Annotated in this window: 21 protein-coding genes and 1 other annotated feature; of the genes, 2 read left to right on the plus strand and 19 right to left on the minus strand. The window is 42.0% G+C overall.

Annotated features, from left to right (window positions below; translation table 11 throughout):
- Positions 1–87: 87 nt before the first annotated feature.
- From glmM to J7Q78_RS04890, 7 genes are all read right to left on the minus strand, one after another.
- Positions 88–1,440, minus strand: coding sequence for a phosphoglucosamine mutase (glmM, locus tag J7Q78_RS04860; protein WP_154242332.1), 1,353 nt, complete (start codon positions 1,438–1,440; stop codon positions 88–90).
- Positions 1,441–1,483: 43 nt separating this feature from the next.
- Complete coding sequence (locus tag J7Q78_RS04865; RefSeq protein ID WP_235688058.1) at positions 1,484–2,602, minus strand: CdaR family protein; 1,119 nt, start codon at positions 2,600–2,602, stop codon at positions 1,484–1,486.
- Positions 2,602–3,441: a diadenylate cyclase CdaA gene (gene cdaA, locus J7Q78_RS04870; RefSeq protein WP_154242334.1), complete on the minus strand. Its 840-nt coding sequence runs from the start codon at positions 3,439–3,441 to the stop codon at positions 2,602–2,604. The genes J7Q78_RS04865 and cdaA overlap by 1 nt, the downstream gene beginning before the upstream one ends.
- 68 nt (positions 3,442–3,509) lie before the next feature.
- Positions 3,510–4,577 carry an ABC transporter substrate-binding protein gene (locus tag J7Q78_RS04875; protein WP_208421923.1) on the minus strand — a complete coding sequence of 356 codons (1,068 nt, stop codon included), beginning with the start codon at positions 4,575–4,577 and terminating at the stop codon, positions 3,510–3,512.
- Position 4,578: 1 nt separating this feature from the next.
- The gene (locus J7Q78_RS04880; RefSeq protein ID WP_208421924.1) at positions 4,579–5,388 is read right to left on the minus strand and encodes an ABC transporter permease; all 810 of its coding nucleotides are present in this window, start codon (positions 5,386–5,388) and stop codon (positions 4,579–4,581) included.
- Positions 5,385–6,200: an ABC transporter permease gene (locus J7Q78_RS04885; RefSeq protein ID WP_208421925.1), complete on the minus strand. Its 816-nt coding sequence runs from the start codon at positions 6,198–6,200 to the stop codon at positions 5,385–5,387. The genes J7Q78_RS04880 and J7Q78_RS04885 overlap by 4 nt, the downstream gene beginning before the upstream one ends.
- Before the next feature lie 5 nt (positions 6,201–6,205).
- Positions 6,206–7,297: an ABC transporter ATP-binding protein gene (locus tag J7Q78_RS04890; RefSeq protein ID WP_154242338.1), complete on the minus strand. Its 1,092-nt coding sequence runs from the start codon at positions 7,295–7,297 to the stop codon at positions 6,206–6,208.
- A gap of 157 nt (positions 7,298–7,454) precedes the next feature.
- Here J7Q78_RS04890 and J7Q78_RS04895 point away from each other — a divergent pair, with 157 nt between their 5' ends.
- Positions 7,455–8,438: a YhdH/YhfP family quinone oxidoreductase gene (locus J7Q78_RS04895; protein ID WP_208421926.1), complete on the plus strand. Its 984-nt coding sequence runs from the start codon at positions 7,455–7,457 to the stop codon at positions 8,436–8,438.
- A 52-nt stretch (positions 8,439–8,490) separates the two neighbouring features.
- Here the strand turns inward: J7Q78_RS04895 and J7Q78_RS04900 are convergent, their stop codons facing one another.
- The 12 genes from J7Q78_RS04900 to J7Q78_RS04955 form a co-directional block, all read right to left on the minus strand.
- Positions 8,491–8,784 (minus strand): HesB/YadR/YfhF family protein, encoded by a 294-nt coding sequence (locus tag J7Q78_RS04900; RefSeq protein WP_154242340.1) that lies wholly within the window; start codon positions 8,782–8,784, stop codon positions 8,491–8,493.
- Positions 8,785–8,800: 16 nt separating this feature from the next.
- Positions 8,801–9,433 carry a response regulator gene (locus J7Q78_RS04905; protein WP_208421927.1) on the minus strand — a complete coding sequence of 211 codons (633 nt, stop codon included), beginning with the start codon at positions 9,431–9,433 and terminating at the stop codon, positions 8,801–8,803.
- On the minus strand, positions 9,434–10,498 hold the full coding sequence (locus J7Q78_RS04910) for a sensor histidine kinase (protein ID WP_154242342.1): 1,065 nt from the start codon (positions 10,496–10,498) through the stop codon (positions 9,434–9,436).
- A complete protein-coding gene (gene liaF / locus J7Q78_RS04915) occupies positions 10,495–11,253 on the minus strand; it encodes a cell wall-active antibiotics response protein LiaF (protein WP_208421928.1) in 759 nt (252 codons plus the stop codon). Before liaF ends, J7Q78_RS04910 begins: the two co-directional genes overlap by 4 nt.
- Before the next feature lie 248 nt (positions 11,254–11,501).
- Entirely contained in the window at positions 11,502–11,975 is a 474-nt protein-coding gene (gene greA / locus J7Q78_RS04920) for a transcription elongation factor GreA (protein WP_154242344.1), read from the minus strand.
- 76 nt (positions 11,976–12,051) lie between these two features.
- Positions 12,052–12,684, minus strand: coding sequence for a uridine kinase (gene udk / locus J7Q78_RS04925; protein WP_154242345.1), 633 nt, complete (start codon positions 12,682–12,684; stop codon positions 12,052–12,054).
- An 87-nt stretch (positions 12,685–12,771) separates the two neighbouring features.
- Positions 12,772–13,923 (minus strand): endolytic transglycosylase MltG, encoded by a 1,152-nt coding sequence (gene mltG, locus J7Q78_RS04930; RefSeq protein ID WP_407929557.1) that lies wholly within the window; start codon positions 13,921–13,923, stop codon positions 12,772–12,774.
- Positions 13,924–14,007: 84 nt separating this feature from the next.
- Positions 14,008–16,428 (minus strand): phenylalanine--tRNA ligase subunit beta, encoded by a 2,421-nt coding sequence (gene pheT / locus J7Q78_RS04935; RefSeq protein WP_208421929.1) that lies wholly within the window; start codon positions 16,426–16,428, stop codon positions 14,008–14,010.
- 3 nt (positions 16,429–16,431) lie between these two features.
- On the minus strand, positions 16,432–17,478 hold the full coding sequence (gene pheS / locus J7Q78_RS04940; RefSeq protein ID WP_154242347.1) for a phenylalanine--tRNA ligase subunit alpha: 1,047 nt from the start codon (positions 17,476–17,478) through the stop codon (positions 16,432–16,434).
- Between the two features lie 42 nt (positions 17,479–17,520).
- Positions 17,521–17,722: a binding site (T-box leader), on the minus strand.
- Between the two features lie 34 nt (positions 17,723–17,756).
- Entirely contained in the window at positions 17,757–18,113 is a 357-nt protein-coding gene (locus tag J7Q78_RS04945) for a winged helix-turn-helix transcriptional regulator (protein WP_208421930.1), read from the minus strand.
- A 77-nt stretch (positions 18,114–18,190) separates the two neighbouring features.
- Complete coding sequence (locus J7Q78_RS04950; RefSeq protein ID WP_208421931.1) at positions 18,191–18,697, minus strand: HD domain-containing protein; 507 nt, start codon at positions 18,695–18,697, stop codon at positions 18,191–18,193.
- A gap of 113 nt (positions 18,698–18,810) precedes the next feature.
- The gene (locus J7Q78_RS04955) at positions 18,811–19,572 is read right to left on the minus strand and encodes a TrmH family RNA methyltransferase (RefSeq protein WP_208421932.1); all 762 of its coding nucleotides are present in this window, start codon (positions 19,570–19,572) and stop codon (positions 18,811–18,813) included.
- A 123-nt stretch (positions 19,573–19,695) separates the two neighbouring features.
- On the opposite strand from J7Q78_RS04955, the gene J7Q78_RS04960 reads away from it, so the two are divergent.
- Complete coding sequence (locus J7Q78_RS04960; protein ID WP_208421933.1) at positions 19,696–19,974, plus strand: acylphosphatase; 279 nt, start codon at positions 19,696–19,698, stop codon at positions 19,972–19,974.
- The last annotated feature ends 59 nt before the right edge of the window (positions 19,975–20,033 follow it).

The raw sequence follows: 20,033 nt of genomic DNA on the forward strand, positions 1-20,033 counted from the left end.
ATATGATCGACCAATCAGCACATAAAAAGCCCATCAACATAATATTGATGGGCTTTTTATTTATTTCGAGTAACTTTTGCCAGTAATTTATGCACCAATTTCAGCTTGAACGACAGCGGCAATTTGATCGGCATATTGGTTCACTTTTTCTTCAGTTGCAGCCTCACACATTACGCGTAGTAATGGTTCTGTCCCACTTGGACGGACTAAGACGCGTCCGTCACCATTCATTTCTTTTTCAACGGTATCAATAGCAGCTTGAATCTTGTCATTCGTTGACCAAGCATTCTTATCCTTAACAGTTAAATTAACAAGTTTTTGTGGGTAAGTTTGAACCGGCGCTGCCAATTCAGATAACTTCTTACCAGTTTGTTTCATAACGTTTAAGAGTTGAATCCCCGTTAACATCCCGTCACCAGTATTATGATAATCAAAGATGATAATGTGGCCTGATTGTTCGCCACCAAGGTTATAGCCTTTTTCACGCATTTCTTCTACGACGTGGCGATCACCAACGTCTGTTTGGGCAGATTGCATGTGGTGAGCTTCAATCGCCTTATACAAGCCGATATTACTCATGACAGTTGTCACAATCGTATCTTGTTTTAAGCGTCCCTTATCGGATAAATATTGGCCCAAGATAAACATAATCTTGTCACCGTCGATAATGTTGCCTAATTCGTCAACTGCGATACACCGATCACCATCACCATCAAATGCTAAACCAACTTCAGCACCTGTTTCTAACACTTTTTGGGCTACATTTTCTGGGTGCGTTGAACCAACACCGTCGTTGATGTTCAAACCATCGGGATGCGTAGCCGTTGTTGTGAATTCTGTGTCCAAATCAGCAAACACCCGGCTAATCAAACCACTGGTTGAACCGTTTGCCCCGTCCAATACTACTTTTATCCCAGCTAAATCATCAGGAATCGTGTGTTCTAAAAACTGTGTATATTTCAAAGCACCCTCTGGATACTCTTCAACGGTGCCAAGGCCAGCGCCTTCTGGACGTGGTAAAGTATCTTCTTTGGCATCGATGATTGCTTCGATTTCTTCTTCGGTTGCATCTGGTAATTTATAACCATCCGCGCCAAAGAATTTAATCCCATTATAAATAGCAGGGTTATGCGAGGCTGAAATCATAATGCCGGCACTTGCTTCTTGAACCTTAATTAAATAGGCAACTGCCGGTGTTGTCACCACGCCTAATGATAGGACTTCAATCCCGACTGATAATAAGCCAGAAATTAAAGATTGTTCTAACATTTGACCTGAAATACGTGTGTCCCGAGCCACCAATACCTTAGGGCGTTGATCCTTAGCAGCATGCTTGGTTAAAACATACCCCCCCGCACGTCCTAATTTAAACGCCATTTCTGGACTTAATTCTAAGTTGGCAACCCCACGTACACCATCAGTTCCAAAATACTTTGTCATATTTAATTATCTCCATTCATCTTGCTAAAATCTTTAGCGTTGATTATTGATTTATATTGGGCTTTATTTTGCTACTTTCGCTTTCACTTGAGCTTGATTGACTGTTTGATTGGCTACTACTTGAACTTGACGCAATGGGCGCACTAGTTGATGTTTGCGCCGTGCTTTCAGCAGGCGCTTCAACCGTACTAGTGGCACTCGTATTAGCCGTATCCGGCGTTACCGTAATTGTGACCTTAATAGTACTTGGCATACTCTCATAAATATTATCTGGTAAAGGCACTTTAACCGTTTTAGAAGTTGAACTCGTAATCGTCGATAAGTCGACGCTCACTGGTAACGATGTCAACTTTGCTAAAGCAGTTTGCCGCCCGTAAACGGTCACTGAATCAGTTGGTGATGACAGACTGTAGCTATAACCACTCTTTTCACCGGTCTTCTCCAAACTAATTGGGAGTGTTTTCTTGTTCATTTGAACCAAAATCTTAACGTTAACGGTTTGTGGTGAAATTAAAACATTCAAGGCTTTGCCATTGCGATCAACAGCTTGCAATAAGACTTCTTCGTTGATGTCTTTTTTGGTCCCTTCAGCAGGATCAATAGTGGCCACCACTTGCGATACAGCATTCACAGCTGATTTTGCGCCACTGACTTCAACCACGTCTTGACTTAGTTTTGGATTTCCCAAACTATACCCCGCCGCTAAGTTTTCTTTTTTTACATTAACTTGCACTGGGAATTGTTTTGTCACTTTATGCTCAATATGAACCTTAATTTCTCTGGGTTCAATCGTCACTTTGATATCCTTATTAATCCCCGTCTGTTCCAACTTAACAGTATGATCACCAGGACCTAGCTTCGTTAAATCAGCAATCACACGGAAATTTAACGTGTTAACCGCAGATGTTACCAACGCATTTGGACCAGATAATTTCACCTTAACTTTTTGCGGATAGCCCGTAATAAAGTACTGATCAGTATCCGCGTTAATCTGTAGGGGGACTTTTACGGTTTCCGTGCGAGTTGCTAGCATCTGGGTATCATTGTTATTCGTCTGGCGGGTTGTGTTGATTTCATCCAAATTAACATAACCAAACAATAATAACGCTAGAAATAACGCTAAAATGCGATAGAGCCATGGGCCTTCAACAAAGTTTTTCATCATTTCTGGCCTCCTTTTTTGAAGCCATCAACAAATTCTTGTAAGAGACTCGGTTTGTTTTCCTCTTGGGTAATCAAATGCGAGTTGAAGTACTTCATATAATCATCACGGCTTAAATCACGCATTAACTCGTTATTGCGCGTTAATGTGACGCCACCAGTTTCTTCAGAAACTACAATCGTCAAGGCATCCGTTACCTCACTAATCCCAACGGCTGCCCGATGTCTGGTCCCTAATTCTTTGGGGATTAAATTACTCTCTGAAAGTGGTAGGTATGCGGCCGCAACAGCAATCTTGTCGTCGCGAATAATGACAGCCCCATCATGTAATGGTGTATTCGGAATGAAGATGTTAATTAATAACTCACCCGTTACATCCGCATCCAAATGAATCCCTGTTTCGATGTAATCTTCCAAACCGGTATTCATTTGGATTGTAATTAGCGCTCCGATGCGTCGTTTCGACATATACTGAATTGACTTATCGAGTGCTTTAATTAAATTATTTTCTTGTTCAATCTTAGGATTAACGCCACGGCGTAATAACGATCCACGACCGATATGTTCCAGACCACGTCTAATTTCGGGTTGAAAAATAACAATCAGTGCAATCACAATCCAACTGATAAATTGATCCATAATGTATGAAACAGTTCGTAGACCAATGTACCAACTGATAACCTTAATCAGCGCAATCACAATAATCCCTTTAAACAATTGGACGGCTTTGGTACCGCGAATCAACATGATTAATTTATACACAAAATACCAAACAACAATAATGTCTAGCACATTTGCGAGCATCCGCCACGTTAATAATTGTGACCATTCAAATGACATAGGTAACCTCCATCCAAAAAATTCTGTGTCTATTATACCATGAACCATTTCAATCTGCTCATTGTACTTTAATGCTGCATTTTAAACTCTAAAAATAAATCATTATACCGGCCAACCGCAGTTGGTGCTAAATCTTTATAAACTTGTAACCGCTCAATCACCTTTTGACTTGGATAATAGCCCGGATTGTTGCGCGTTGCTGCTGGTAATAATGCTTTAGCTGGTATATTGGGCGTTGAATAGCCGATATATTCGGCGTTTTGAGCCGCATTTTTAGGCGCTAACATAAAGTTTAAGAAAGCATAGGCTGCCTTTTCATGTTTGGCTGTCTTGGGAATCACTAAATTGTCAAACCATAAATTGCTACCCTCTTCGGGAATGACATAGTGCAAATGGGGATTGTTAGCCAACATTTCGGCTGCTTCACCAGACCAGGTCACAGCAACACTCGCTTCATTTTGAACCATGTACATCTTAATTTCATCAGCCACAATCGCTTTGACATTTGGGGCCATCTGATCAAGCTTATCCTTGGCTGCCCTTAAAACGACTGGATTCGTACTATTGACAGACTGGCCATTTTCAATTAATCCGACGGCCATCATATCCCGGGCACTATCAACCACCATAATCTGCCCGCGATAATCAGGGGACCAAAGATCAGACCAATGCGTCAACGGCTGCTTCACTAATTGATCGTTATAGATAATCCCTAACGTCCCCCAGAAATAAGGCAGCGAATACTTATTTCCCGGATCAAATGGTTGATTCAAAAAATCCTTGCCAATGTTCTGATAACCGATTAGGCGCTGATGATCAATCGGTTTAAGTAAGTTCGCTTTGCGCATCTTTTCAATCATATACTCACTAGGGACAGCTAAGTCATAAGCTGTTCCACCTTGTTTAATCTTCGTGTACATCGCTTCATTACTATCAAATGTCTCGACTGACACATGATAACCCGTTTGCTTTTCAAACTTTTTAATGAGCGCTGGGTCGATATAATCGCCCCAATTATACAATGTTAACGTGTTACTCTTCGTATAACCTTGTGATTTTTGTAATTCAACCGTCCCAAACCAAAGGGCTGCACAGACCACTAAAATCGCTAAAGTGATGCGTCCTAATTTATTCATCTTAAGCCCTCGCTTTCCGTTTACGCCGTGCTTTTTGGGCTTGGCTTCTTTGATTCAATAAATAATAGCCAGCCACAAGAATTAAGGAGAAGACAAACATCAAGGCAGATAACGCATTGATTTCCAGACTAATCCCCTGACGCGCTCTTGAATAGATTTCAACGGAGAGCGTTTCAAAGCCATTTCCAGTGACAAAGAAGGTCACGGCAAAATCATCTAACGAATAGGTGAAAGCCATGAAAAAGCCCGCAAAAATACCGGAACTAATGTACGGTAAAATGACTTTACGTAAAACTTGCCAGTCAGTTGCTCCTAAATCACGTGCCGCATCTACCAATGCTGGCCGCATTTCATTTAACTTCGGCAAAACCATCAAGACGACAATCGGAATTGAAAAGGCGATATGACTCAATAAAACTGACCCAAAGCCTAAGCCAAAACCTAAGAACGTGAAAAAGATTAAAAAACTTGCCCCAATAATGACATCGGGTGAAACCATTAAAATATTGTTAAGCGATAAAATCATATTGCGCACACGCCGACGCTTCGTCGAATAAATCCCCAACGCACCAAACGTTCCCACGATTGTCGCACACAAAGATGATAGAATCGCGATTAATAATGTTTGTAACACAATTTCAATCATTCGTGTATCTTCAAATAAGGCCTGGTAATTGGCCCAAGTAAAAGACTTGAAGCCATTCATGTTATCGCCACTGCTAAATGAATAGAAAATCAAATAGAAAATCGGCGCATACAATAAGGCGAGGATAAGCACTAACCAAATATTTTGCCATTTCCATTTTTTCATCTGTTAGTCACCTTCTTCTTCGCTTTTTGCTCCCCGGTTACCAACATGATTAACCCCATGGCAACGATGAGGACCACCCCGATGGTCGAGCCCATTCCCCAGTTCATTGTCGTAAGGAAGTGTTCTTCAATCGCCGTCCCCAGGGTAATCACCCGATTTCCCCCAATTAGACGCGTCAGCATAAATAATGATAATGATGGAATAAAAATGGCCTGAATGCCGGCTTTAACCCCAGCCATGGTCAACGGTAAGATAACTTTAATAAAGGTTTGCCAATTACTGGCACCAAGGTCACGGCTTGCGTTGACCAATGATGGATTTAGTTCTTCTAAACTGTTAAAAATCGGCAAAATCATAAATGGAATTTCAATATAAGTCGCCACCACTAAGAAACTGAAATTCGTAAATAAAATCTGCTGTGGCCCAATTCCAAACCATTCTAAGAAATGATTAATGGCGCCATCTTGACTAAAAATACCAATAAACGCATAAGCTTTCAGTAATAAGTTAATCCATGTCGGTAATATAATTAATAAAAGCCACAATTGCTTATGTTTGGTTTGATGTAGCCAATAAGCCGTTGGATAACTAATTAATAGCGTCACTAGCGTAATTAAAAATGCATACCATAACGAATTTAATGTCATCTTCAAGTAAGTACCTGATTGAAAATAAGTCGTATAGTTAGCCAATGTCGCGTGCCCATTGATATCAAAGAAGGACTGATACACAATCAGCGCGACTGGTGCAAGAACGAATAAAATTAACCAGAGGGCATATGGTAAGTAGTATAACCATTGTTTTTTACGCAATTGCTCTAGTCCTCCTCTTCATAACTTTCAAGGCGAGCATCGAAATCTTCTTCTGATTCACCAAAACGCATAATATGCACGTCTTCCGGTTCAAAGAATAATCCAACGCGTTGCCCATCTTGGGCCGGGTTGGTTGAATGAATCAACCACCGATTTTGATCCGCATCATAAGCCGTAATTTCATAATAGTCACCACGGAATAACTGCGTATCAACTGTCACCACTAATTGTCCTTGGTCAACGGCGACAATGTCAAGATCTTCAGGACGAAGAACCACTTCAACCGCTTCGTTGACCCGCATCCCAGCATCAGCACATTCAAATTGCTTGCCCACCATTTCCACTTGATAATCAGCGACCATTTTTCCTGGGAGGATGTTACTTTCCCCGATAAAATCGGCCACAAAATGATTAATTGGTTCGTCATAAATATCGACTGGCGTGCCACTTTGCAACACTCGTCCTTCGTTCATGATAAAAATTTCATCACTCATCGCTAAGGCTTCTTCTTGATCGTGCGTCACAAATAAGAACGTAATGCCTAATCGTTGTTGTAACTCGCGTAATTCATATTGCATAGCTTTCCTTAATTTCATGTCAAGTGCTGATAAGGGTTCATCTAGTAGTAATACTTTTGGTTCGTTGGCCAAGGCGCGCGCAATCGCGACCCGTTGTTGTTGCCCACCCGATAATTCACTAATCTCACGGTTTTCATAGCCAGCAAGCCGTACCAATTTAAGGGCTTCAATGACCTTTTCCTTGATGGCTGCTTTTTTGACTTTGCGCAAGTTTAACCCAAACGCAACATTCTCAAAGACATTTAAATGGGGAAATAAGGCATAATCTTGAAAGACCGTATTGACTTGACGTTTGTTGGCCGGTAAATCGTTCATTTTCTGCCCTTCAAATAACACATCCCCCGCAGATGCATTGGTAAACCCAGCGATAATTCTCAAAATAGTTGTTTTACCACAGCCCGACGGCCCTAATAAGGTATAAAATTTACCTTTTTCCAATGCAATATCAATGCCCTTTAAAATCTGGACATCGTCGTATTCTTTAATGACATTTTTAAATTCCACCATTGGTTGTTGCATCTTTTTCTTCGTCCCCTTTATCTTTAGCGCGCTCAGACTAGTTGTTAGCTAACTAATATCCTATTAATTATACCGTTTCCGAGGCTCGATGCCAATTCAAAGCAAACATTGTTGTATAATGAAGTTAAACAATTATTAGAAAAGAGGTTGCAATCATATGGTCGCCTATCAAGCACTTGTTTTAGAACAAACCGGCCCTACTGTCAGGGCCACTTATCAAACTAAGTTAACACCCGACCTCGCTAAAGATGGCGTGTTAGTCAAAGTCGCCTATTCCGATATTAACTACAAAGATCGCCTCACAATGAATCCTAAAAGTGGCGTCTTACGCCACTATCCGATGACTCCTGGCGTTGATTTTGCTGGCGAAGTTGTCGAATCAGATAATCCGTTCTTTGAAGCAGGCGATCAAGTGCTATGTACGGGTTATGCAACTGGCATTAAAATTGACGGGGGCTATGCTGAATATGTCAAAGTCCCTAGTGAATGGCTTTTTAAATTACCTGAAAATCTTAGTTTGGCTGAAACCATGCAGCTTGGAACGGCAGGTTTCACCGCTGCAATTGCTCTCACCAAATTATTACGCCAAACCTTTACGGCTGATCATAATACACCCCTCTTAATTACGGGTGCTACTGGCGGCGTTGGCAGTTTTGCCCTTACTATCCTCGCCCAGTTGGGCTTTACGAATCTAACAGCGACTACGCGTGACTTGCAGCAAACTGTTTATTTACGACACCTTGGGGCGACCCATGTTATGCATACAGCTGATTTAACGACTGCCCCCCTCAAGGCACTCAATCATCAAACGTTCACTGGAGTCATTGATTCGCTTGGGGGACCCGTTTTAGCCCACATCTTGCCCCAGGTTTATGCCGGCGGGTTCGTGGCAACTTGCGGTAATGCGGCGGGTGCCACTGTCGAAACAACGGTAATGCCCTTTATTCTCCGGGGAATTACCTTAGCTGGAATTGACTCAGTTTACTACCCGCGCAAGGACCGTAAAGAACTCTGGCAATTGCTCGCCACAACGTTTAAACCTGTAACCTGGCCAACCATTAACTCAATCGCCTTTTCAGATTTAGCCCAAGAGCTCAGCCAAAGCCCCCATAAAACTGGTCGTGTATTGGTTACCTTTTAACCCAAAAGAAAAAGCCCCGCCAAAATTAATCATTTGGCGGGGCTTTTGTCATCTAATGCCGTTCAAACCGATATTGTGGTTCTTCACGTTCTGGATCGTAAGCAACTTGCAAATCATAATCAGCAAAAAACCAATCGTCCGACTGACTCGCAAAATAAGTAATGCCATCTTTAACCACTGAACCAATTGGTTGCTCAACAGTGGCGCGCTCCATGCCCAATGAAAAGCCATCATGCACGGCCGTTTGACCATACACTTTACCAAAAAAGCGGACCGCATCCCCCGGTTTTAAAGCTAATTCATCACGAAACCATTGACTTGCTGCATCTGACACTTGAATTTGCATGTTGCACTCCTCCTGATTAATCGACTAGTTGGTTCTTAATCGCATAAATTGCCGCTTGGGTGCGATCATCAACTTGTAACTTCGCCAAAATATTTGAAACGTGGGTCTTAACCGTTTTTAAAGTAATGAATAATTCATCCGCAATTTCTTGATTACTGCGACCTTTAGCAATCAATCCTAACACCTCACGTTCACGATTAGTCAGGTCTTCATATAATTTAGGTTCAACAGGATGCGTCAATCGATTCATCATCTTGTTGGTCACCTCAGGCTCTAAAACAGATTGTCCCTGCGCCGTTTTACGAATCGCATTGGCAATTTCCTCAGCTGTGGACGTTTTTAATATGTAACTGGCCGCACCGGCTTCAATTGCCGGATAAACTTTCTCATCATCAATAAAGCTCGTCAAGATAATGATTTTGGCTTCAGGCCACACCTTTAAAATCGCTTTGGTGGCCTCAATGCCATCCATCTCAGGCATCACTAAGTCCATCAAAATTACATCAGGTCTTAATGCCAGTGCCTTTTGGACCCCTTCTTTCCCATTGACGGCTTGGGCGACGACCTTAATATCGTCTTGGACCCCTAAATACGTTGAGATACCTAATCGCACCATTTCATGGTCGTCTACTATCAATACATTAATCACTTAATTGGTCTCCTTTAATAATGGTACTCGAATTTCAACACTTGTTCCCTGGTTGGGTAAACTAATAATTTTGGCGGTTCCACCCACACTATGGGCCCGTTCAACAATGTTGTTTAGCCCATAGCTGCCGGCTTTTTGCTCCGCTTTGGGATCAAAGCCAATCCCATCATCAATTACCTTTAATAAAGCACTCTGACCGAGCTGTTTCAAGTACACTTCAATCTCTTGCGCTTTAGCATGCCGCAATGTGTTTGACAGTAACTCTTGGACAATTCTAAATAAATTATCTTCAATGCCACTTGGTAACGCAATACTGTCAATGTCCCACGTAATCTCAATCGCAATTTTGGTCTTCAACTCATTCAATAACTGAATGATGCCATCGCGTAAACTCTTGCCTTCCAAGTTAACCGGTCGCAAATGTAAGAGTAACGCCCGCATTTCTGATTGGGCCTCATTTAAGACCCGTTCAACCGTCGTTAACGATTGCAACATCTGCACGTTATCAGTTTGCTTTTGCGCCACCTCGCTTAATGCCGACAGCATCATCGTCGCCGCAAATAGTTGCTGACTGACTGAATCATGTAACTCGCGTGCTAACCGGTGCCGTTCTTGCGCTAAAATTTCTTCCTTAGTTTCACCGGCAATCATGGTTGGACGATCACTATAGCTTTGAATCTCTTGTTGTAAGCGTATCATTTTTTGGCGTAATTGTTCAACAGTTTGCTCAATTGACATCGCATAGTCAGTTGTTTCACTTTGTTTAATCTGAAAAACTGGCGACTCGTACTGCCCAGAAAGTAAAAATTGTAACTGACTTTCAGTATGTGATAGTTGTTGACGAACGACAAGATAGACGATTGCGGTGACTAAAAAACCCACTGCCATTGCGGCCACCACAATATAGACGATCAGTGGCACGTAGAATAACTGTTTTGTGACCAAACTAATCAACCATTGTTCTTGATGGGTACTGTAAAAATACGCAAAAAATAACGCTACTGAAAACAGAAGCGTCAACAAACTTGTGCTGATCCATATAAAGCTCCGCGTTAACTTGCTCATACTAAGATTACCTCAAGATCGCCAATCATTACATTCGTAATGATTTTAAGATGGCGACTTTCCTCATCATAGTTTGTACTATACAACTGAATTGATTCGTTTTTCAAGTTATAATGTTGATTATCGATTGTCACGCTCCCTAGCATTGCGGAGTGATCCAGATAGACCCCCGTTCCGACTGGCACCAAAATTCGTGTCTTTCCAAATCCTTTACGGATGACAATATGGTTGTCATTCTTAGGTAAAATGGTGCTACCTAAATCAATAATTGTATCGCCGGCAGCGACCGCGAAGTTAATATCGTCCCATTCAAAAATATTACTGCCAATTGTCTGATGACCAAACCAACTATGGCGCTTGACTGTCGCCTTTTTAGCGGTTGGCTCAGTTGTCTGAACGGGGACAAAGCTTTTCTTGCGCCAAAAAGCATTATCAAATAACTGATTCATATTACGACTGCTAAACTGCCCCATGCGGCTGTGATTGAGGGCTAAAAAGACCACCGCCACAATGATCATTAACCACAACGAGAAGTTAATCACCAACGGGACCGTAACTGCTACACAACCGATCATCGTTAACAAAGTCGTCCAGGCACCGGTTTTATCTTGACGACGACGCTTATTGGCCCAGATCAAGAGTAAAATCCCTACAATGATGAACACCAAATTAGCGGGTATCGTAATCATTTGCCAAATGAACGTCCCGAAGATAATCGCTTCTATTACAAAAAAAACGCGCCAGATAAACGGCATATTTACGGTCCCCTTTCAACTGATTACTATTATTATACAAGCAAACCCGTTAAACGCCAATCCGTCTCAAGGCTGATTAAAAGCAATTAACGCCCACTAAAAAAGCCGCGAAATTTTTTCGCAGCTTTTTTTGAAACATCTTTTTCAGGCAGATTATTCTGGTTTAGCTACGCCTCGCAAATAACGGACTACGTCGCTTATGGAACGCTTTTAGCTAGCCCTCACAATATAACCACCTGAAACGGACTCTATTTAACTTCTGTAATCGTCACGTGCATGTCGCCGCCTGGTGTTTGAACAACTACCTTGTCACCCATTCGTTTGCCGAGTAACGCTTGGGCAATTGGTGAATCATTGGAAATTTTACCACTAAATGGATCTGATTCCGCAGCCCCGACAATTTGGTAGGTTTCTTCTTCACCGTCTTCTTCATCTTTGAAGCTGACCGTTTTACCAACGGCAATTTCATCAGCTGCGATGCTATCAACATCGATTACCTCTGCAAAGCGTAACATGTTTTCCACTTCGGCAATCCGTGTTTCTAATGAGCTTTGTTCATCTTTAGCTGATTCATATTCAGAATTTTCTGATAAATCACCAAAACTCCGTGCAATTTTAATTCGGTCAATGACTTCTGGTCGTTTTACCATTTTAAGTGTTTCTAATTCTTCGGCTAACTTTTCTTTACCTTCTGCAGTCATTGGATAAGTCTTTTGTGCCATTTTATCCACCTCTTTATTTTAATTAATAATACTGACTATCTTAATTACTGTGTCCGTCCTTGTCAAATCGCAACCTTTATTCGGCATTTAGAATTGATTGAATCTTCGTTACAAGTAAATCAATGGCCACGCGATTATTGCCGCCTTCTGGGACAATTAAATCAGCATAGCGTTTGGTTGGTTCAATAAATTCATGAAACATGGGTTTTACCGTCTTAAGATATTGGCCGACAACATCATCAAACGTCCGCCCGCGACTTTCCATATCGCGATGCATTCGTCTTAATAATCGAATATCATCATCAGTATCCACATAAACCTTAATATCCATTAAATCTCGTAAACGGGCATCTGCCAACACCAAAATCCCCTCTAAGATAATCACATCTTGTGGTTCAACGTGTTGAATTTCATTCGTCCGATTATGAATTTTATAATCATAAACTGGCTGTTCGATGGCTTGATGATGCTTTAACATTGATGCTTGTTCAATTAACAAATCGGTATCAAAAGCATCTGGATGATCATAATTCGTTTGTTGCCGTTGTTCAAACGGAACATCTTGCCGTTTATAATAGGCATCTTGTGGTAATAACATTACTGAGTGATTCGCAAATTTTTGGGCAATAGCCTGGCTAACGGTTGTTTTCCCGCTACCAGAACCGCCTGTAACACCAATAATGATCGGCGCTTTTTTTTGACTGGACATGGGACGCTCCTTTTATTCTGAACTTCTTTTTGGGCAAATAGAAGTCGACCCCCAAAAGGCGGTCGACTTCGATAACCTTAAATGAACCTAATCTTCAATCGAATCTGTTGTGTCATTATGTTGGGCGAAGGTTCTTGAGTAATAGACCTTACCCGTCTTCAAGTTAGCAACAAAGTAGAGATAATTTTGATCACGATCAGCTGGATTCAAGACGGCTGTAATAGACTGTAAACTAGGCGAGTTAAATGGTCCTGGGCCATAACCTTTATTGATATATAAGTTATACGGTGAATCGACTTCAGTATCTTTGTTATAAAGGTGTGTCTTGTGGGTATTTAAGGCATACATCACTGAAATATCAGATTGAATTGGCATGCCGCTGTCTAAACGGTTAAAGAAGACGCCAGCAATCTTTTGACGATCAACAGCTGTCACCCCTTCACGTTCAACCAATGAAGCTAGCGTTAACGTTTGTTGGACGGTTAACTGCTTGTCCTTGATGGTTGCATAGTAAGGTTGCATCTTTTGATCCATCGTTGAAACCATTTCAGTGATAATTTCTTTTAACGTACTGTCTTTATAAACTTCATAAGTGGCTGGAAAAAGGTAGCCCTCTAAGTGATAGCGAACATCCTTTTGAGCCATCGTTGATGATAGTAATTCAGGATATTTCTTCGCTAAACTTGCTAAGAATTGCTTATCATTTGCTTGTTTAATGAAGGCGGCTTTAGAGAATTTGGTTTGTTTGCCGACATCGGCCGCAATTTCTTCTAAAGTGACCCCTTCTTTAACTAGCACTTTGCCCACCACATCGCGTGGGCGCGTTGGGGTCCCTTCTTTTTGTAAGTTAGAGATAATCTTATCCAACCCCATTGATTGCTTCAATACATGATACCCGGCTTGGAAATCCGAGAAGTTATGGGTCTTCACATAATAATTAAAAACTGGCGCGCTCCGAATTAATTTTTTGTCCTGCAAAATAGCAGCAATTTGTTTATTCGTTGAGCCGTTCGGAATTCGCACGATAACTTCGTGTTTTGCCTTTGTGTCATACGGTTTAAGCGATGCTTGGACGTAGCGATAGCCCATGAAACCAATAATGACAACGAGGGCTAATAAAATGCCGATAATCCAATAGACAATTTTGTTCGCTGCTTTTTTCTCTGCACGGCGTTCTTCATACAATGATTGGGCCGTTTTTTCTTGGTTTACTGGCTCCTTTTGATCAACATTCTTCAAAGGATGACCTCCTAATTGCTCTTTTAAATACAATCCTTAAAACATTATACCAAATTATTCAAAAATTGCATTAAAGATTCGAGATTAACGGATTTTAGCATCAAAAGTAGCAACTAATTCAGCGACTACTTTTTCAAAAGCAGCATTCACTTCTTCTTCTGTTAAAGTAGCGGTCTCATTGAGATACGTTAAGGTATAAGCCATTGACTTCTCACCGGCTTCGATATGACTCCCTGCATAAACATCGAAAAGTTCAACCGAAGCTAGATGGGCCCCACCCTTTGCTTTGATGGCTTCGACAATCGCGGCATTCGAAACTTGGCTAGCTACTTGAATTGCAATATCCCGCGTTACTGCCGGGAATTTAGGCGCTGGTTTAGCAATGACCGTTTGGGTTGGTAACGCGAGGATTTGGGCCAAATCTAATTGGAAAACATAAGTTTCTTTTAAATGATTGGCTTTCGCAACTGCTGGATGAATTTGCCCTACAAATCCAACCAGTTGTTTACCAACGTAAATGGCGGCCGTTCGACCAGGATGCATTTCTGGATAAGCTTGTGTCGGTTGATAGCTGATTGGATCCGACAAGTTATAGCTAGTCATCAACAATTCGACAACCCCTTTGATTGTGTAGAAATCAACTGGCGCTGCTGCCGTTTGCCAAGTCTTTGTCTGCCGGTTGCCACTCATTAAACCAGCGACATATTCGATTTCGGTTGGTCGTACTTGGTCGTCTGTTTGCTTTAAAAATACTCGTCCTTGTTCATAAAGTGCCAAATTGGTTTGTTTACGCGCCACATTATATGCAGCATCGTCTAATAAACCAGTAATCAAGTTCATGCGTAAGTGTGCGTGATCTTGGGTCATTGGCCAATCAAGCGCTGTTAACGCCGAATCAACAAGTGTAAATTGCCGCGCCTTTTCGGGCGTTGTTAATGCGTAACTGATTGCCTGGGTTAAACCAGCGCCTTCAAGGGTATGCCGCGTTTGACGGAGGGCCTTTTGTTCAGGCGTTAATGCGCCGGTGGTCATTGCACCAGTGGGTAATGTACTTGGTAAGTTATCGTAGCCGTATAAACGAGCCACCTCTTCAATGACATCTGCTTGGATTTCAATATCCCAACGACGTGGCGGAATCGTTACCGTTAAGCGGTTATCGGTATTGGCAACCCCAAATCCAAAACGTTCTAACAATTCAACGATCGTTTGCGTGGCAAGTTCTGTGCCTAAAACGCGGTTAATCCGGTCAGCTTCGATTTCAATCACTTTGTCGCTTGGGATTAAATTAGTTGGGCTGATTATCCCAGCAGTCACTTGACCATGACCTAAATCAGCCATCATCGCAGCAGCGGCGTCTAACGCTGTTTGAACATCAGCGATATTGACTCCTTTTTCAAACCGCGATGAAGCATCTGAACGCAAGTTATGGCGTTGGGCCGTCTTACGGACTGCAGTCGGTTCAAAAACTGCAGCTTCGATAATCACATTCTTCGTATCAGCCGTAATTTGTGAATTCAAGCCACCCATGACCCCTGCTAGCGCAATTGGTTGATGACCATCGGTAATCACGATGTCTTCGTGTGTTAAGGCATGTTCTGCTTCGTCTAGCGTTGTTAATTTTTCGCCTGCTTTTGCTAAACGAACTTCAACTTGTTTATGGTCACCTTTTAACGTATCAGCATCAAAAGCGTGCAATGGTTGCCCATATGTGAGCATCATGTAGTTGGTCACATCGACAAGATTGTTGATGGGGCGAATGCCAGCGTTCCATAGGCGCGTCTGTAACCACATCGGACTAGGTTGCACCGTTACATTTTGCAACATCCGTAGATGATAACTAGGCGCCAATTGTTCATCAGCAACATAAGCCGCTAAGTGATCCGCTGTTTGAACGTCACTTTCCGTCACTACTACGTCTTCAAAATGTGGGGTTAATGATTCAATCGCTGCCACTTCATGGGCCACCCCGTGAAGCCCAAGGGCATCAGCACGATTGGCGGTGAGGTCTAGATCAATAATATAATCAGTCATTCCCAGTGCTTCGTAGACTTCTGTTCCGGGTTCAATTGCTTCTGGGAAGACAAAGATGCCATCAACATACACCTTAGGAACAACGCTATCAGCAAAGCCAATTTCTTGTAGACCACAAATCATCCCCATTGAAACCACGCCGCGCAACTTACCTTTTTTAATCTTAACGTTGTCGGCAATCCGGGAATTAGGCAATGCAACAACCACGTATTGTCCAACAGCGACATTTGAGGCCCCACAGACAATTTGGAAGGGTTCATCTTCCCCAACGTCTACTTGGCAAACGTTCAAGTGATCAGAATCGGGGTGCGGTTGGCAACTTAAAATGTGTCCCACCACAATTTTTTTCAAGCCCGCGCTCTTTTGCGCCACATCAGCCACTTCAATCCCCGTTCGGGTAATTTTTTCAGCTAATGCCTTTGGGGCAGTTGTTAAATCTAAATAATCTTTTAACCAGTTGTAAGAAACTTTCATGGTCTAGCCCTCCTGTGTGAATTGATTTAAGAATCGAACGTCATTTAAGTAGAAGTTTCGGATATCATCCACACCATATTTCAACATTGCAAAGCGATCAATCCCGAGGCCAAAGGCAAACCCACCATAGACATCTGCATCGACACCGCCGGCTTTTAAGACGTTAGGATGGGTCATTCCAGCCCCCAAGACTTCAATCCAGCCAGTTTGCTTGCAGACATTACAGCCCTTGCCATCACAACGGAAACAAGAGATATCCACTTCAACCGATGGTTCCGTGAACGGGAAGTAACTTGGCCGGAAACGTAAATCACGGTCTTCACCAAAGATATGGTGAATTGTGTATTCTAAGGTTCCTTTTAAGTCCGCCATCGTAATATTCTTATCAATCACTTGCCCTTCCATCTGATAAAATTGATGTGAATGCGTTGCATCATCTGTATCCCGGCGGTAAACACGGCCGGGACTAATCATCTTAATCGGACCATTTTTAAAGTCATGATTTTCCAAATCGCGCGCTTCATTTGGCGACATGTGCGTCCGCATCAATAAATCATTGGTAATATAAAACGTGTCTTGCATATCACGGGCTGGATGATTGGCTGGCATGTTTAGCATTTCGAAGTTATGTCTTTCATCTTCCACTTCGTAGCCGGCAACCACTTGATAGCCCATCCCCACAAATAAATCTTCTAAATCATCAATCACTTGGGTTAAGACGTGGGGCGTACCTTTTTTAATCGATTGGCCAGGTAATGTGACATCCAATGTTTCATGAGCTAACTGGGCTGCTGCTTTTTTGGCCTCTAATTCTGCCTTACGGGTTTCAATCGCTTCAGCCAAATCACTTTTAATTTCATTAGCAAACGCCCCTACCTTTGGTCGTTCTTCATTACTTAGATTCCGCATCCCACGTAGAACTTCCGTGATGGGACCTTTTTTCCCGAGTACTTCCACGCGGATTTGATTTAACGCATCTAAATCAACAACTTTTTGAATTTCTTGTAGACTTGTTTGCCGTAAGTTTTCTAGTTGTTCCTTCAATGACATTGCAGTTCCTCCTTTTTTTCAACAAAAAAAGCCCGTCCCTCAAAAAGGGACGAAGCTTCGCGGTACCACCCTAGTTTACGACTACGCTAGTCGTACACTCAAGTTTGCGCTAACGGGCAATACCGGACCAATAGTCAACTCAGAAAGTGAACTTCACCTAAACTTAGTTGAATAACTTGCAGTCAACCGATTATTCTCCCTGGAAACTAAGGATTAGGTTACTCTTTTTCGTCTTTGTTTAATAGTTGTATTTTAACGTAAATCACAATAATTAGCAACTAGGCTTCAGTGGCATACCAATCATTTGACCAATCATGAATGGCAGCCATTACTGGCGCTAACGCTTCCCCTTTAGCGGTTAAGCGATATTCAATCAACGCAGAACCTTCACTGGTAATCCGTGCGACGATGCCTTCTTGTTCTAGTTCCTTCAATCGTTCAACCAATACGCGGTCACTGCATTTAGGCACACTATGCACTAAATTCTTAAACCGTTGTGCCCCGTTTTCCAGTAAGACATCGATAATCAGGCCGTTCCACTTCTTACCTAAAATGGAAAAAGTCTTCTCAAATTTAGGACATAGTTGGAAGGTCTCTTGACAGCCAGCAGTTGCGTTTTCTTTTACAATCACCATTATTTTCACCTCACACTTATTAATAAGAAGTGTACTGAAAAAGGCGCTAAAAAGCAACCTATCAGCTTAACGCATCTTTACTTATTAATTACCGGTGTTTGGCGGAGGACTTTTTGTTTAAATTTCGTCCACATTGGTGCACAAAATTCCGTCACTGCGCAATAATCATCGACTAACGACACAATGTAGCTTTCTTTATATTTTGGCCGGCTAACGGTTGCGCCCCACATATGTTTAATAATAATGTCTTTTTCTTTAGATGAAAGTTCTGTTAATTTTTCGGCATTCCGAAGCGCAATGCGCGGGTGAATATAAGCATGCGTGCCTAAATCAAACTTCGTATCGCGCCAGTCATAATAGAATAGATCATGTAATAAGCCCGCGCGTGCAATTGCTCGCGTATCAAGATGCCACTTCTTAGCAAGTTCATAACTGCGATAAGAGACGCTTAGCGAATGTTCCAAACGATCCGAATGATGATGTTGCGTATAGTTCGCTAATTTTTGGACTTCTTCTTTAGCTAATAAATCGGCGACTAACGCCATATAATCCGCATCATCGTACCATTTTGCTCTTGAATTCATTCAAAGACTCCTCACATTTTTAAATTCAAATTCTGCCACAAGAATAACAGCTTTTCATCTAAAAAAGAAGTTATCCAGCTTAAAAAACGATGTTTGTTAGAAAAAATTAAGAATTAAGCCTCAATTAACTTGAACATTAAGATGCCAGCGGCGACAGCGACGTTTAATGATTCGGCATTCCCTGGAATGGGAATATAAATATTCTGCGTTGTCGCTGCTAAAACGTCAGCATTCACGCCGTTCCCTTCATTCCCCAGAATCAAAGCCATATCATCGGCTTTAGGCACATCTTGATAACTGATGGCCGCGGGATTTAATTCCGTCCCATACACAGGGACATCTTGAGATTTGAATTTCTTCATCCAGTCCATCAAATTACCTTGATAAATTGGCAAATGGAAGTGACTCCCTTGCATTGAACGTAAGAGTTTTGGATTATATAAATCAACACTGCCATTGCCTAGAACGACACCGGCAAAGCCGGCTGCATCTGCTGTTCGAATCATTGTCCCGATATTACCTGGATCTTGAACAGCATCTAATAATAGGTAACGCCCCGTTAATTTTTCCGGAACCGGTGTTTCAGACATTTCAACAACCGCAAAAATCCCTTGGGGGGCTTTAGTTTCACTAAGGTGTTGCGCCACTTCCGGGGCGATTTCAAAGGTCGCATCGTAAAGGCCGCGTAAGGCGCGTTCATCCACATATTTTTCAGTTGCAAAAACTTGGCGGATAACGGCTTTATTTTGGATAGCTTCTTGTACTAAGTGCCAACCTTCTAATAGATACGTATTTTCCTTGCGTTGATTTTTCTTAACGGTTAACTTTTTAGCCGCCTTAATTTTAGCATTTTGATTCGATTGAATGTATTCCATGTTGTGCTCCAGTCTATTTAGTACTTTCCATTATACGCGACTTAGGGGGTAAATTCTATCAACGGTTGCTTTTTAATCGCCAAATCGTACTGAACAGCTTACAATTAAGATGAGGTGATAATCATGCAAAATGCAATTCAACTTGAAGTTTATGGCCGCGTACAAGGCGTTGGCTTTCGTTGGATGACCAAATTGGTCGCCGATAAGCTCCATATCACAGGCACCGTTGCTAATCGTGACGACGGCTCAGTTAAAATTATTGCGATGGGCCCAACTGACGCACTCGAAAAATTTATTGGGGCCGTTAAAGCTTCGCCTTCGCCTAGCGGACGCGTCGATCGGGTCATTCAAACCCCACTTAAAAATGTGTCACTGTGTCATCAATTTTCGGTTGTCAGTTGAAAAAAATAGCCCCTTCAAGTATAGTTACACTTGTTGAAACTTATCTTGAAAGGGCTAAA

It is taken from the genome of Latilactobacillus fragifolii, assembly GCF_905332535.1.
GTDB lineage: Bacteria > Bacillota > Bacilli > Lactobacillales > Lactobacillaceae > Latilactobacillus > Latilactobacillus fragifolii.